A 13,955-nucleotide genomic window follows, 5' to 3' on the forward strand; every position below is an offset into this window, starting at 1 on the left:
CGTTTGAGGTGTCGGACGCCATTTGACCATCCTCGCTGTCTGCAGAGGCCAGGGCTCGACGAGCCCCGGCCTTCCTTCGCGAACCTCATTTGCTGCCGTTGATTGCAATGCGTTTGGCGTTTGCCTGCGCCTTTTTGGTCTTCGGCAGGGTCACCGTGAGCACACCGTTCTTGAACGTAGCCACCACCTTGTCGTCTTCAACCTCACGGCCGAGACTGAAGCGCCGCTCAAAGCGCCCATAATAGCGTTCGCTGAACTGGCGGTCCTTGTCCTCGGTTTCTGCTTTCTTCTCGCCGCGAAGCGTCAGAACACCATCATCCAGCATGACCTCGACGTCGTTTTCATCGAGGCCAGGGATTTCGGCCGTCACCCGGATTTCCTTGTCGGTTTCCGAGAACTCCACGCTTGGCCAAGTGCCATTGAGAGGAGGCACGCGGCCCAGAACCGAAGGCGTGTCAAAACCGCGGAACACCTCGTCGAATAGCCGGTTGACATTGCGGTGCAACGACAGGAACGGATCCATGTCGTCACTGCGATAAATGCTCGGCGCCTGGCTGCCGCCACGGCTCCAGGGAATCAAGTCACGTACGCTCATTTGTCCTTCTCCTTTCCGTTTTATGGGTCGCACCCGGACCCCACCCACGACAGGACGGGGTGTCTGCTGCAGGCCGACCGCCAAAGATCAGGCCGCCGCGCTTTCAATGCGCTTGGAGGCCGCCTTCTTGTCCGTCTCGATGTTGATCGCGATGCGGCGCGGCTTCATCTCCTCGGGAATTTCCTTCTTGAGGTCGATGATCAGCAGACCGTTTTCGAGCTTTGCCCCGACTATGGTCACATGATCGGCGAGCTCGAAGCGGCGCGCGAACGACCTCAGCGCCAGGCCATGATGGAGGTACTGAACTCCGTCGTTCTCTGTCTTGGCGCCCTCGATCACGAGCATATTTGGCTCATGCGTGATCGTAAGCTCGTCTTCACCGAAACCGGCGACCGCGAGGACAATGCGATAGGTGTCTTCGCCGAGCTTGGCGATATCGTATGGCGGCCAGCTATCCGCGTTCTGCGCGGGGCTGGCGTTTTCGAGCAGGTTGAAGATGCGGTCAAAGCCGATGCTCGACCGATAGAAGGGGGAAAAGTCCAGGTTCGTTCTCATAGCTACATCCTCCTTGGAGCAACATAGATACGAGGGAACGCCAAGAAGCCTGGCGCTCCCTGACACATCGGCCCCTTGCGCGGCGACCGACAAAGATGAGTTGGGAATCGATTTCGGCCGTGTCAAGAGCGACCGCTAAAGCAGTTTCGCAACCGCCTTCGAATGGCAGGGTGGCAAGCTCTCCAGCGAATGCCCCATCTACTTCGCAGGTATTTCGAATGGAGGAAAAGGATGGCTATGACACGCCAAGACGTCGTCTCGGTCCTCGGATTCATAGACGACGTGACGATTGCGGAGATCATCGCGTCCGGTGCCTCGCTCGCTCGGCTTCCCGCTCCCCTTGCCCGGTGACGCACCGCTTTGATGCTGCGGCGGTAGATTGCCGCCGCAGTACTAGCCCTGACTATCTAAAGATGGTCTATTTTGCTGATCTTCGGCCCTGTCATCCACTGCGGCGCCGCGGGCAGATCCTCGATGACGGCGACCCTGCGTGCCCAGGTCATAAAGGCCCTGTTCGCCGCCTCGACAGACTTCCGGCCATCGTACGCGGAGTAGCATGCATCCGACGCCGCAGCGTGGAGGAGGCCGCGCCTTTCAACCGGCCATTCTTCCAGAAACTCTATCGCATCCATGACACAGCCGATCTTTTGGACAACACCGCCCTCATCTCTTACGAAAACCGGTTGTTTGAACGTCGCGCTTTCCATAGTGACCTCCCTTCAAACTTTGGGGCAACTGAATCTTGCCTCCCCGTGCGCGGCTCCCGGCAAACGATGTCGGCTACTTGGCGAACGCCACGGAAAACGGCGGAAACCGGATTTTCAAAGAGCATCGTTTCCATGCGATCCTTCGGCTCCTGCAACCCGACATCCGGCAAGCCGCGCTGGACACATAAAAAGATTGGAAACGCCACTTTCCAGTTCAAGGGGAGCGGATCCGGCTATTGAATTGTGAAGATGCCGTCTACGGCCTGCCATTCGGAAGGCCGGATAAGGCGGTGATGGGCGACTCGCACGGAATGCAGCGCTCCTTCGAGTTCGCGCTCCCAGTAATCCAGAAACCCCTTGAGGGTCGGGAATTCCGGTGCCAGGTCGTATTCCTGCCAAACGTAGAGCTGCAAAAGGCTCGGATGATCGGGAAGGCGGTAGTGAATTTCCGCAGTTGTGAGACCGTAGCCCTCCATCTGCAGCCGGAATTCCCTGCTGACCATGCGTCTCTCCTATCGCGCGTTCAGGCATCAAGTCTTTGCGGGCGTTCTCGGCCCCGCCCTTCCTCGAGGTCACAGCCTACCTCAGCGCGACTATCGTCCAGTCGGCGAAGTGCATCCATGACGGCGTCAAACGTCGCCGGGCTCGCAGCACCCGGTTGCTTTCGCAGCGCAGGCATGGAGTCGACGGCGCAAGCATCAGAAGCCCATGAGGCAAGAATGGCGCGCTTCTCCTGAGTGTCGAGCGTGCGGTCGCCCACCACCTCATCGGGGTGGCTAAAGTGCCGCGCCGGAAACAGCAGGCGGTCAAGCGAAGGATCAGTGGTTTCAGGGGCGATCGAGGGGATGTTTTTTGGGAAAGTTCGTTCCATCGACAGTCTCCGCTCCCTAACAATCTCCTTGGCATCATTGGTGTTGCAGTGACCCTTTTCGGGGTCTCCAACCACAAAAAATTTCGTGGAGTTCGGGCCGAATTTCAAGACCTGAAAATCGCGCGCCCCGCAAAAATAGCTGCATGAATTCATGTGGCTAGCACTCCCGAATGCCGAGTGCCAAAATTTTTTCAGCGACCTCTTGAAACGCAGAAAATGCAAAACTAGTTCGATATGCGCGCGATGCCTGAAAAGGGTCGCGGCGCCCCGCACCGGCCGATATTGCCGGTCCGGTGTGGAGGAACTCAAAAATCTGTTTGTCCTGAAGGAGAACGATATGACGTTCCGTCCATTGCATGACCGTATCCTGGTCCGCCGCATCGAAGCCGAGGAGAAGACGGCTGGCGGCATCATTATCCCCGACACCGCCAAGGAGAAGCCGCAGGAGGGCGAGGTGATTGCCGTCGGCCCAGGCGCCCGCGACGAGAGTGGCAAGCTCACGCCGCTCGACGTCAAGATCGGCGACCGCATCCTGTTCGGCAAGTGGTCCGGCACGGAGATCAAGCTCAGCGGCGAAGATCTGCTCATCCTGAAGGAAAGCGACGTGATGGGCGTGATCGAGCAGACCGCGACGGTCAAGAAAGCCGCCTGATCGAACTCTGGTTCAATCGCAATCCAGTCAATGAAGCTGCCTACTGAAGGAATGATCCAATGGCTGCCAAGGAAGTGAAATTCCATTCCGACGCCCGCGAGCGCATGCTGCGCGGTGTCAACATCCTCGCCGACGCGGTGAAGGTCACGCTCGGCCCCAAGGGCCGCAATGTGGTCATCGACAAGTCGTTCGGAGCGCCGCGCATCACCAAGGACGGCGTCACCGTCGCCAAGGAAATCGAGCTCGAGGACAAGTTCGAGAACATGGGCGCGCAGATGGTGCGCGAGGTCGCCTCGAAGACCAGCGACCTTGCGGGCGACGGCACCACGACCGCGACCGTGCTTGCACAGGCGATCGTCAAGGAAGGCGCGAAGGCCGTCGCCTCGGGGATGAACCCGATGGACCTGAAGCGCGGCATCGACAAGGCCGTCGATGCGATAGTCCAGGAGTTGAAGACCAACGCCCGCAAGGTGACCAAGAATGACGAGATCGCCCAGGTTGGCACCATCTCGGCCAATGGCGACGCCGAGATCGGCCGCTTCCTTGCGGAAGCGATGCAGAAGGTCGGCAATGAGGGCGTCATCACCGTCGAGGAAGCCAAGACCGCCGAGACCGAGCTGGAAGTCGTCGAGGGCATGCAGTTCGACCGCGGCTACCTCAGCCCCTACTTCATCACCAACCAGGACAAGATGCGCGTCGAGCTCGAAGAGCCCTATGTGCTGATCCACGAGAAGAAGCTGTCCAATCTGCAGGCGCTGCTTCCGGTGCTGGAAGCTGTCGTGCAGTCGTCCAAACCGCTGCTGATCATCGCTGAGGATGTCGAGGGCGAAGCGTTGGCGACGCTGGTCGTCAACAAGCTGCGCGGTGGCCTTAAGGTCGCCGCCGTCAAAGCGCCCGGCTTCGGCGACCGCCGCAAGGCAATGCTGGAGGATATTGCCATCCTCACGGGCGGTACTGCAATCTCGGAAGATCTCGGTATCAAACTCGAAAACGTCACGCTCAACATGCTCGGCCGCGCCAAGAAGGTGGTGATCGAGAAGGAGAACACCACCATCGTCGACGGCGCCGGCTCGAAGAGCGAGATCCAGGGTCGCGTCAGTCAGATCAAGGCGCAGATCGAGGAGACTACCTCCGACTACGACAGGGAAAAGCTGCAGGAGCGGCTGGCCAAGCTCGCAGGCGGTGTCGCTGTCATCCGCGTCGGCGGCTCGACCGAGGTCGAAGTCAAGGAGCGCAAGGACCGTGTCGACGATGCCATGCATGCGACGCGCGCTGCGGTCGAGGAAGGCGTGTTGCCGGGTGGCGGCGTGGCGCTTCTGCGTGCGGCCAAGGCACTGGACAGCGTGCAGGCCGAAAATGAAGACCAGAAGCACGGTATCGATATCGTGCGGCGGGCGATCGAAGCGCCTGTGCGCCAGATCGCCGAGAACGCCGGCGCGGAAGGCTCGATCATCGTCGGCAAGCTACGCGAGAAGCCGGAATTCGGCTGGGGCTGGAACGCACAGACCAACGCGTTCGGCGACCTCTACAACGAGGGCGTCATCGATCCGGTAAAGGTGGTGCGGACCGCGCTCCAGGATGCGGCATCGGTTGCCGGCCTGCTGGTAACGACGGAAGCGATGGTTGCCGAGAAGCCGAAGAAGGAACCCGCCGTTCCGGCAATGCCGGCTGGTGGCATGGACTTCTGATGTAACGGCTGTGTCCGCGCCCGGTGGGCGCGGACACGCTGACAAATGGGTAGAGCCATGAACGTGATGAACTTGAACGTAATCCCCCCGCCGTCGCGCGCGGCCACCGATCTGAACTACGAAGCAGACCTGAAGGTTGCGCTTGACCCGATACTGGTCGAGTTGCTCGACAGAGCGGAGGCCGCGGGTTGGGATCGGCGCAAAGCAGCATACACGGTGATGTTTCTGGCCGCGCGGAATCTTACCGACGGCAAAGGCTCTCCTGGAAACGGGAATTCGGCAGGCTAAGGCGCGACGCTCGCAACCGATCGCGCACGCGCCGTGGGAAAGGCTTCCGATCGAATGAGCTAACCACGTGAAACGGAGGAAAACATGGAACACAATCAATTTCAGCATCCCGTGAGGGTGTTCGTGGGTCTTGGGTTTCCGACCGACATTCAAAGCGTAAAAGACGCCTTCGTCCTGCTGGATGAATGGCCGCCATCGAAGCGAAACCCTGCTCATGGCGTCGCGCTCAATGCCTGTCGGGCAGCCCTCGCCGGCGAGGTGGATGCCGAAACCGCTCGCAGCACTTTTGTTGCCTTCGCCCGCCGCATGGATTTGCTTGTACAGGCCGCAGGCGACATCGTCGCGGCCAAGGCAGTTGGCGCTTTCGGAGCTGCTTCGAGAGGCCCCTACAACAAGTCGATGTAATCGGTCTGTGGGAGCGGAGAAAGCTATGAGGGATATTCGATTTCCCGAACCAGTGAGACTGCGCGGGAGATCCTCAAGGGAGCGGGTGGTTGCCAGCAGTTGGGAAGCACTTGAGTGCCTTCATGACCAATGGCCAGAATGGGCGAGAGGACCAAGCTATCGAGCTGCCTGCCGCACTTGCCGCGACTCCCTGGACGGATGGCGGGCTCCGCAACAAGCAAGAAGGGCATTTTTGAAAGCGGCCCGTCGTGCAGGTTTGGTCCAGGCCTCATAGTGGCGCTGCAAGGAACCTTTCCCTTGCTCGTAAAGCCTCCTGAAAAGGAGAAGCAACTGGCAGGCTGTCTTAGCCTGCTTGGCGCCCAATACCGTCATTCGTGACGGGGGTCGAACCTGCTCCGGCCACTACGCGATCCGAACGTGGTGGGTAAACGGGGTCGGCTGGTCAGAATGGCAATCGCGCGTTTTCCTTGACCTCTCTCATGACGAAGACGTTCCGGGTGTACGCGCGCCACGCGGCCGCCCCAGCTCGGTGCGGGCTTCAGCGATGGGCACCTGATAACCGCGCAGGCCGAGCGCGCGGGCGGCTTCCAGCCCGGCGAGGCCGGCACCGACGATCAGCACGCTGTCGCCCTTGGCCTGCATGCGTTCGGGATGCCACCCCTTGCGCCACTCCTCCATGAATGTCGGGTTCTGCGGGCAGCGCGAGATCGACATGGTCATGTCGCCGGTGATGCAGATGTTGCAGCCGATGCATTCGCGAATGTCCTCGATCCGCCCCTCCTCCACTTTCTTCGGCAGGAAGGGATCGGCAATCGACGGCCGCGCGCGGCCGATGAAATCCGCCGTACCGGACTTGATCATCTTCACCGTCACGTCTGGCGAGGTAAAATCATCAGCAAGCGGACGTTCCGCTGGCAAGAAGAATTTTGCCTTGGTGGCGGACAAAAAATTAGCGACGGCGTGCAGATCCTGGCCGTGCCAGAGAGAGCCAACATTTGGAAACATCAATTGCCGGGGTGAAAATCTCGATTGCGCCCGGTATCATCTATGAAAATACCAAATCGGAAGGACGCCGGTGCAAACCAAGAAGATCATCAATGACGGCAATCGCACCGTCGACGAGATGCTGGAAGGCATCCTGGCAGCGCATCCCCGCCATCTCAAAAGCGTGGACGGCAGCCCACGTTCGATCATCGCCCGCGACGGACCGCGCCAGGGTAAGATAGGCCTCGTCATTGGTGGCGGCTCGGGCCACGAGCCGAGTTTTCTCGGCTTTGTCGGCAGGGGGCTGGCAGACGCGGCGGCCATCGGCAACGTCTTCGCCTCGCCGCCGCCCGACCCGATCCTTGAATGCGCAAAGGCAGCAGATGGCGGCGCCGGTGTGCTGTTCATGTACGGCAACTATGCCGGCGACGTAATGAATTTCGACATGGCGGCCGAGATGGCTGGTATGGACGATATTGAGGTGCGCACGGTGCTGAGCACCGACGACGTCGCTTCCGCGCCCGTGGGCGACAGGCACAAGAGACGGGGTGTCGCGGGCAATTTCTTCATCTTCAAGGCGGCAGGTGCCGCCTGCGACCGCATGTTGTCCTTCGATGAATGCGAGCGCATCGCTCGGAAAGCCAACGACCAAACATTCACCATGGGTGTGGCGTTGGCGCCTTGTTCGTTGCCGCAAACCCGCCGGCCGAATTTTGAGATCGGACCCGACGAGATGGAGATCGGCATGGGCATCCATGGCGAACCCGGGATCGCGCGCGGAAAGCTTAAAACGGCCGACGAGATCACCGACGAGATGCTGGACAGGATCCTCGCCGAGATGGCGCCGGCACGCGGCGAGAAGGTCGCCGTGCTGGTCAATTCGCTCGGTTCGACACCGCTGATGGAACTCTACATCATGAACCGGCGCGTGAAGCAGAGGCTTGACGATATCGGTGTGTCCATTCACGCAAGCTGGGTCGGCAATTACTGCACTTCGCTCGAAATGGCCGGCGCTTCGATCACGCTGCACCACCTCGACGAGGAGTTGCAGACGATGCTCGACCACCCTTGCGACTGCGCCATGTTTCGCGCCGGTTAAAACCTGTCAGAGCAGCAAGGGGACAAAGACATGACAACGATCGACACTGGCCACCTTGCCGCAATGTTCGCTGCCATTGCGGACGCCATGTCAGCCGACCGGGACCGGCTGTGCGCGCTTGACGGCGTGATTGGCGACGCCGACCACGGCATTGCGATGGAGCTTGGATTTTCCGCGGCACGCGACGCGGTTGCCGCATTGGACGCCGGGATCACCGAACCGACCACTTTGCTGAACACGGCGGCGAGATCGTTCCTGAATGCCGTCGGCGCATCCTCCGGTCCGCTCTATGCCACCGCGTTCATGCGCGGCGCGGCAGCCGTGAAAGGCAAGACGACGCTCGATGAGGCGGACATGGTCGCCATGTTCCAGGCCATGGCCAAAGGCATCCAGGATCGCGGCAAGGCTGAAACAGGCGAAAAGACGATGATGGATGCCTGGGCGCCGGCTGCGACGGCAGCGGGCGAGGCGCTGGCCGCCGGCACGGGCCTGGCCGGCAGCCTTGCAGCTGCCGCCGAGGCGGCAAAGGCGGGCGCGGAGGCGACCAAGGCGATGATCGCCACCAAGGGACGGGCCGCCCGCCTCGGCGAACGCTCGCTTGGCCACATGGATCCGGGAGCGGCGTCTGCCGTAACCGTGATCGAGGCGATGCGGATCGCCTTGACCGGCTAGACCATCTCCATTTCGGAAAAGATCATATTCACGCAATAGGATAGAGGCTTGACTTGACTCTACCCGGCATCTTCAGCGCTTCGCGTCGAGCTTGTTGACGGCCTGCACATTTGCTGCCGACGGGCCGTTCGGATCGAACTCCGAGGCCAGCCACGCGTCGGTGATCGATTTCGCCAGTTCGGGACCGATCACGCGGGCACCCATGGTGATGATCTGGGCGTTGTTCGATTTTGCGGCGCGCTCCGCCGAATAGGTGTCGTGGGTCAAGGCTGCACGAATGCCCGGCACCTTGTTAGCGGAGATGCTGACGCCGATGCCGGTGCCGCAAAACAGGATGGCGCGATCGTAGTTGCCCTCGATAATTTCGTGGCCAACTGCGGCAGCGATATCGGCGTAGAATCCGGCCTGGCTGAGATCGACGACCTGCAGCTCGGGTTTGGTGGCGAGATGCTTGGCGATGACGTCGAGCAGCGGCTTGCCGGCGCTGTCGGCTCCGAGTGCGATCTTCATGACGTGAACTCCTTTTGCTTCGCGGTCAGCGCTCGATTGCGGCCGACGCCTTTTTTAGAATGTCGATGTAACCTTCCGCTTGCCACGCCGAGCGGCCGATGAACAGCCCGTCGATATGTGGCTGGCCGATCAGTTCGGCCGCGTTGCCTGGATTGACGCTGCCGCCGTAAAGCACAAGCGGGGCGGCCGGCAAACGGCTTTGGGCGACCTGCTTGATCAGGGCCTGCTGCTTGTCGGCATAGTCCGCGCTTGCTGGAATGCCTTTCTCGCCGATCGCCCAGACCGGCTCATAGGCAAAGAGGATTTCGGCCGACAGTTCGTCGTCCTTCAAGCCCTGCAGTGCACCGAGAACCTGCGCGGTCAGGACATGATCGGCGCGGCCGCCTTCGCGCTCGGCCAACGTCTCGCCAACGCAGATCAGCGGCACCAGGCCATGCCTGACCGCCGCCGCCGTCTTCAATCCCACCGTCACATCCGTTTCGCCGAAATGCTCGCGACGCTCGCTATGGCCAAGCTCGATCAGGTCCAGCCCGCAATCCCTCAGCATCACCGGCGAAATCTCTCCCGTCCAGGCGCCGGCATCGGCCCAATGCATGTTCTGGGCACCGACCTTCACGCGAGTGTTGGCGAGCGCCGCCTTCACCTGCCGCACCGCGGTGAACGGCGGAATGACGAAAGGCTGTATCGCCGGATCGAAACCGGGCACGAAGGCCGCCAACGCATCGGCGAACTGCAATGCCTCCGCCAGCGTCTTGTTCATCTTCCAGCTCGTGCCGACCCAATATGGGGTCATTCTTTTCTCCTTCGATCCGAAATTCGGACGACGCGTGTTTCCCGGCCAGCATCGGCGCCGGCTTTCGAGCCGGCGTTTTCCCTCAGGCCCGAGGCTTGAGATCGTCGCGGCCGCTGTCGATGTAAGGCGCCCAGAAATCCACCGACTCGCGGATCATTGCAATCACCTGATGATCGACCGGTTCCCTCTCCCGGAACGAAAGTTCAAGGCAAATCTCGTTGTCGGTTCCGCCGCCCTGTCGCACGGTGTCGAGCAACTTCTGTGGAAGGATGCGACCATCCTTGTTGTAGGCGGCCGTGAACGGCCAGTGGCCACCCTTGTTCATAGACGACTGCTTGATATGGATGATCGGGGATTGCAGCGGAAAGGCTTTCGCCCAGGCATAGGGATCGGTGTCGGCGGGGTTGGGTGAAGTGACGTCGCCATGGTCGATGTCGACCATCATCTTCATCGGGATCGGCAGCTTCGCCGCGTCGATGGCGCCCTGCAATTCAACGCAGCTTTCGATCGTATGGCCAAACTCCCGCCCCACCGACATCGGCTCCCAGAACAGGTAGGTCAGGCCGGCTGCCTTGGCGTGCTCGGCCACTTCGCGCCAGCATTCGAGCGCGACGTCGACAAGCGCTGCCCGCCGTTGCGGATCGTCATAATCCTTATAGGTGAAGATGGCGAACTGTGTGCCCATGCCCGAAGCGCCGAGTTCGGCGGAGATGTCGGCAAAGGTCTTGAACCAGTCGACATAGTAGCGGCGCACATCTGCGTCCGGATGGCCGAAATGGTTGAGCCTGCCATAAGGCCCGGTCATCCCTGAGGTGACGCGCACGCCGGTCCGCGCCAGTGCGCTGTTGAACAGGCGCAGGAATTTGGCGATCGTTGCCGCCGGCCAGCCCGGATTGACGAATTCATGCGTCAGCTGCACGTCGCGGATGCCGATGCCATAGGCAATGGCGTCGATCAAATCGTCGGGATCAGCGAAACGATTGACCAGCGGGTTGGTGTTGAGGGAAAGCGTGAAGGCCATCAGTTTGCCGCCGCCATGATGTTAGCGCACCAGTCTTCAAATGTTTTCCGCTCGGCCGCATTGATGTGCAACCCGTGCTTGGTGCGGCGTTCGAGAACATCGGCAGCAGTCATCGCCCATTCGGTCTCGAACAGGAAGGCAGCTTCGCGCTCAAAGAAATCCGGGCCGAAACGACGGCCGAGATCGGCTTCGTTTTTCACCCCTTTCAGCAAAGCGCGCGTGCGCGTGCCGTAGCTTCGCGCATAGTGCTTCACCAGCGACGGGCTAAGCGAGGAAAACTCGGCGTGCAGATCGCTCAAAAACTGCTCGAAATCCGCGTTGGGCAGGTCGCCCCCCGGCAAGGGAATTTTGGCGGTCCAGGCTTTCTTCATCGTCGGGAAGAATGGCTGGATTTTTTCCAGCGCATGTTCGGACAACTTGCGGAAGGTGGTGATCTTGCCGCCGAACACCGAAAGCAGCGGCGCGCCGCCATTCGGGGCGTCGAGTTCGAAGATGTAGTCGCGTGTCACCGCGCTTGGGTTGTCGGCATTGTCGTCATAGAGCGGTCGCACACCTGAGAAACTGTAGACCACGTCCTGCGCAGTCAGCTGGCGCTTGAAGTAGCGATTGACCACCGTGATCAGATAATCGACTTCGTTGGCCTCGGCGGCCACTTCCTCGGGCTTGCCTTCATAGGGAATGTCGGTGGTGCCGATCAGCGCCAGATCGTTCTCATACGGGTTGACGAAAATCACCCGCTTGTCGCTGTTCTGGATGAGGTAGGCCTGCCGTCCTTCCCAGAATTTGGGCACGACGATGTGGCTGCCTTTTACCAGGCGAACGTTGCGGGTGGAATTCTGCCCGGCGACGCGGCTCACAATGTCGTTGACCCACGGTCCGGCGGCGTTGACCAGCCCCTTTGCGCGGACCTTCGTCACAGCACCGGTGCGACCGTCCTGCATGTCGATCGACCACAGCCCGGCTTCGCGCCTGGCAGCAATACAGGCCGTGCGGGTGAACACTTTTGCGCCGCGCTGACTGGCGTCAAGCGCATTGAGCAGCACCAGCCTGGCGTCATCGACCCAGCAGTCGGAATATTCGAAGCCGAGCTTGAATTCGTCCTTGATCGGCGCCCCTTCCGGTGCCGTTCTTAGGTTCAGCGTCCTCGTTCCCGGCAGCCGCTTGCGGCCGCCAAGATGGTCGTAGAGAAACAGCCCGAGCCGGACAAGCCATGCCGGCCTGTCCTCGGGGCTGTGCGGCAGCACGAAGCGCATCGGCCATATGATGTGCGCCGCCGCCTCAAGCAGCACCTCGCGTTCGATCAGCGCTTCGCGCACCAACCGGAACTCGTAATATTCGAGATAGCGCAGGCCGCCATGCACCAGCTTGCCGGAACGCGAACTGGTGCCTTGCGCCAGATCATCCTTCTCGCACAGGATGACCGACAGCCCTCGACCGGCCGCATCGCGCGCTATCCCGGCGCCGTTGACGCCGCCGCCAATTACAAAGAGATCGACAACATCTGACGTATCACTCAAGACTTTGCTCCTGTGCGGTGCGCCATGCCTTTCCACACCGGCCGCAGCGCCTGGCGCGCCGCGACGAAGGATGGAAACAGCGCATCGTAGGTTTGGGAAAGCGCCTCGTCATAGGTGTCGCATTCGCCCAGAAGTGGTGTCACCCATTCGGCGCAGCAATCATCCATGGAGCGATAAACGCCAAGCCCGACCGCGGCCATCATCGCCGCACCCGCAGCACCGGCTTCCTGGCGGCTGCTCGTCCTGACTTGCGCGCGGGTCACTGCGGCGATGATGCGGCGCAGCGAAGGGCTGCGCGCCGCGCCGCCCGACAGGCGGATTTCGCCCGGCACCGCGCCCATTGCCTGGTAGCAATCGCGCGCCGCGAAGGCCAATCCCTCAAGAACCGCGCGCGCCAGATCGCCAAAACCGTGCTTGACGGAAAGGCCGATGAAGCCTGCCCGCGCATCGGGATCGACAAACGGTCCGCGTTCACCGGCGAGGGAGATATAGGGCTGATAGACCAGCGATCCCGGCTCCGATCCTTCGACCCAGGCATCGAGTGCTTTCAGCAATTCGTCGCGCGAAGGCTTGGCGCCGCTGGCAGTCAGCACGTCGCGCGCCAGGCCAAGCAGCCAGTCTATGTTGAGCGTCGCCGCCATGTTGGATTGCAGTTGCGCATAGGCGCCGGGAACCGGCATGGCGATCGTATAGCCGGACGCATTGTCGTTGAGCACGACATCGTCGGCGGTGCGCGCCAGGCGCGTGTGAATGCCGGTAGAGCCGATGACCGTGCAGCCGACATTGCCGCTTGGATCGTAGAGGCCGGCTCCGAGCGCGGTGCTGACCATATCCACGTAACCCAGCACCACCGGCGTGCCTTCGAGCAGGCCGGTCTCTCTCGCCGCCGATGGCGACAGCGGGTGATGGTCGGTCGTGCCTTCAAGCATGGGCGGCAACAGGCGGCTATGTGTCGTCAGATCGAGAATGTCGAGCACCGCGTCGGAATAGCTGCGCGAGCGGAAATCGCCGAAAGTGAATGTGCCTTCCGACGGATCGGTGGCGCGCTCGCCGGTCATTTTGAAATAGAGCCAGTCCTTGCAATGTAAGGCGGTGGCGGCCCGCTCCAGGATTTCCGGGCTGTTCCTTTTCAGCCAGCTGAGCTGAGCACCCTGCTGGCAGGCGTTGAGCCCGGTGCCGGTGATCTCGAACCGCGTGCGATCTCGGGCATCGCAGCGCATCTCGTCCACCAGATGGCCGGCGCGGGCATCGAGCCAGAGCCAAGCGCGCCCGACCGGCATGCCGTCGCCATCGATCAGCCAGGTACCGTCGCCCTGCCCGGTGATCGCCACCGCCGCGGTTCGCCGCGCGAGATCGGGAAGCTTCGTCGCCAGTTCGCGAACCGTCTCAACCATGTCGCGCCAGGTCTGATCGAGATCCTGCTCGGCGCCGCCGCCCTCCAGCGTGACGAAGCTGTTGGTTACCGACGCCATGGCAAGCTGCCGCCCCGAAAGATCGAAAGCGACCGATTTGATCACGGAGGTTCCCGCGTCGATCCCGATCAGCAGGTCTTTCATGCGGCAAGTTCCGGATGGTTATGAAGGCAATTCAAAGGAGCA

The 13,955-nt window shown here is 61.3% G+C and carries 18 protein-coding genes; 7 read left to right on the forward strand and 11 right to left on the reverse strand.

Annotated elements, in window-relative coordinates:
- Positions 1-85: 85 nt before the first annotated feature.
- From AC04SH_RS13680 to AC04SH_RS13700, 5 genes are all read right to left on the reverse strand, one after another.
- The gene (locus AC04SH_RS13680) at positions 86-595 is read right to left on the reverse strand and encodes an Hsp20/alpha crystallin family protein (protein ID WP_192259616.1); all 510 of its coding nucleotides are present in this window, start codon (positions 593-595) and stop codon (positions 86-88) included.
- Positions 596-682: 87 nt separating this feature from the next.
- On the reverse strand, positions 683-1,150 hold the full coding sequence (locus AC04SH_RS13685) for an Hsp20 family protein (protein WP_488575408.1): 468 nt from the start codon (positions 1,148-1,150) through the stop codon (positions 683-685).
- 407 nt (positions 1,151-1,557) lie between these two features.
- Positions 1,558-1,857, reverse strand: coding sequence for a DUF982 domain-containing protein (locus tag AC04SH_RS13690; RefSeq protein WP_488575409.1), 300 nt, complete (start codon positions 1,855-1,857; stop codon positions 1,558-1,560).
- A 233-nt stretch (positions 1,858-2,090) separates the two neighbouring features.
- Positions 2,091-2,360 carry an usg protein gene (locus tag AC04SH_RS13695; RefSeq protein WP_477346017.1) on the reverse strand — a complete coding sequence of 90 codons (270 nt, stop codon included), beginning with the start codon at positions 2,358-2,360 and terminating at the stop codon, positions 2,091-2,093.
- A gap of 20 nt (positions 2,361-2,380) precedes the next feature.
- Positions 2,381-3,037 (reverse strand): hypothetical protein, encoded by a 657-nt coding sequence (locus AC04SH_RS13700; protein WP_488575410.1) that lies wholly within the window; start codon positions 3,035-3,037, stop codon positions 2,381-2,383.
- A gap of 28 nt (positions 3,038-3,065) precedes the next feature.
- Between AC04SH_RS13700 and groES the strand changes: the two genes are divergently transcribed.
- The 5 genes from groES (at position 3,066) to AC04SH_RS13725 (ending at position 6,035) form a co-directional block, all read left to right on the forward strand.
- Positions 3,066-3,380, forward strand: coding sequence for a co-chaperone GroES (groES, locus tag AC04SH_RS13705; protein WP_477226520.1), 315 nt, complete (start codon positions 3,066-3,068; stop codon positions 3,378-3,380).
- Positions 3,381-3,439: 59 nt separating this feature from the next.
- Positions 3,440-5,068: a chaperonin GroEL gene (gene groL, locus AC04SH_RS13710; RefSeq protein WP_488575411.1), complete on the forward strand. Its 1,629-nt coding sequence runs from the start codon at positions 3,440-3,442 to the stop codon at positions 5,066-5,068.
- Between the two features lie 57 nt (positions 5,069-5,125).
- Complete coding sequence (locus AC04SH_RS13715; RefSeq protein WP_477231779.1) at positions 5,126-5,356, forward strand: hypothetical protein; 231 nt, start codon at positions 5,126-5,128, stop codon at positions 5,354-5,356.
- An 84-nt stretch (positions 5,357-5,440) separates the two neighbouring features.
- A complete protein-coding gene (locus AC04SH_RS13720; RefSeq protein ID WP_477231780.1) occupies positions 5,441-5,761 on the forward strand; it encodes a DUF982 domain-containing protein in 321 nt (106 codons plus the stop codon).
- A gap of 25 nt (positions 5,762-5,786) precedes the next feature.
- Positions 5,787-6,035, forward strand: coding sequence for a DUF982 domain-containing protein (locus tag AC04SH_RS13725; RefSeq protein WP_477231781.1), 249 nt, complete (start codon positions 5,787-5,789; stop codon positions 6,033-6,035).
- A gap of 203 nt (positions 6,036-6,238) precedes the next feature.
- Here the strand turns inward: AC04SH_RS13725 and AC04SH_RS13730 are convergent, their stop codons facing one another.
- Positions 6,239-6,679 (reverse strand): NAD(P)-binding protein, encoded by a 441-nt coding sequence (locus AC04SH_RS13730; RefSeq protein ID WP_477231782.1) that lies wholly within the window; start codon positions 6,677-6,679, stop codon positions 6,239-6,241.
- 157 nt (positions 6,680-6,836) lie between these two features.
- On the opposite strand from AC04SH_RS13730, the gene AC04SH_RS13735 reads away from it, so the two are divergent.
- Together AC04SH_RS13735 and dhaL are read left to right on the forward strand one after the other, a co-directional pair.
- Positions 6,837-7,844 (forward strand): dihydroxyacetone kinase subunit DhaK, encoded by a 1,008-nt coding sequence (locus AC04SH_RS13735; protein ID WP_477231783.1) that lies wholly within the window; start codon positions 6,837-6,839, stop codon positions 7,842-7,844.
- Between the two features lie 30 nt (positions 7,845-7,874).
- A complete protein-coding gene (gene dhaL, locus AC04SH_RS13740) occupies positions 7,875-8,516 on the forward strand; it encodes a dihydroxyacetone kinase subunit DhaL (protein ID WP_477231784.1) in 642 nt (213 codons plus the stop codon).
- 72 nt (positions 8,517-8,588) lie between these two features.
- Here dhaL and derI read toward each other — a convergent pair whose 3' ends face one another.
- The 5 genes from derI to AC04SH_RS13765 form a co-directional block, all read right to left on the reverse strand.
- A complete protein-coding gene (derI, locus tag AC04SH_RS13745; RefSeq protein ID WP_488575412.1) occupies positions 8,589-9,026 on the reverse strand; it encodes a D-erythrulose-4-phosphate isomerase in 438 nt (145 codons plus the stop codon).
- 25 nt (positions 9,027-9,051) lie between these two features.
- Positions 9,052-9,819 (reverse strand): triose-phosphate isomerase, encoded by a 768-nt coding sequence (locus AC04SH_RS13750; protein ID WP_488575413.1) that lies wholly within the window; start codon positions 9,817-9,819, stop codon positions 9,052-9,054.
- An 82-nt stretch (positions 9,820-9,901) separates the two neighbouring features.
- Positions 9,902-10,840 carry a sugar phosphate isomerase/epimerase family protein gene (locus tag AC04SH_RS13755; RefSeq protein ID WP_488575414.1) on the reverse strand — a complete coding sequence of 313 codons (939 nt, stop codon included), beginning with the start codon at positions 10,838-10,840 and terminating at the stop codon, positions 9,902-9,904.
- The gene (locus AC04SH_RS13760; protein ID WP_488575415.1) at positions 10,840-12,357 is read right to left on the reverse strand and encodes a glycerol-3-phosphate dehydrogenase; all 1,518 of its coding nucleotides are present in this window, start codon (positions 12,355-12,357) and stop codon (positions 10,840-10,842) included. Before AC04SH_RS13760 ends, AC04SH_RS13755 begins: the two co-directional genes overlap by 1 nt.
- Positions 12,354-13,913 (reverse strand): FGGY family carbohydrate kinase, encoded by a 1,560-nt coding sequence (locus tag AC04SH_RS13765; RefSeq protein WP_488575416.1) that lies wholly within the window; start codon positions 13,911-13,913, stop codon positions 12,354-12,356. The genes AC04SH_RS13760 and AC04SH_RS13765 overlap by 4 nt, the downstream gene beginning before the upstream one ends.
- Positions 13,914-13,955 lie beyond the last annotated feature (42 nt).

The organism is Mesorhizobium sp. CNPSo 4688, from assembly GCF_057784295.1.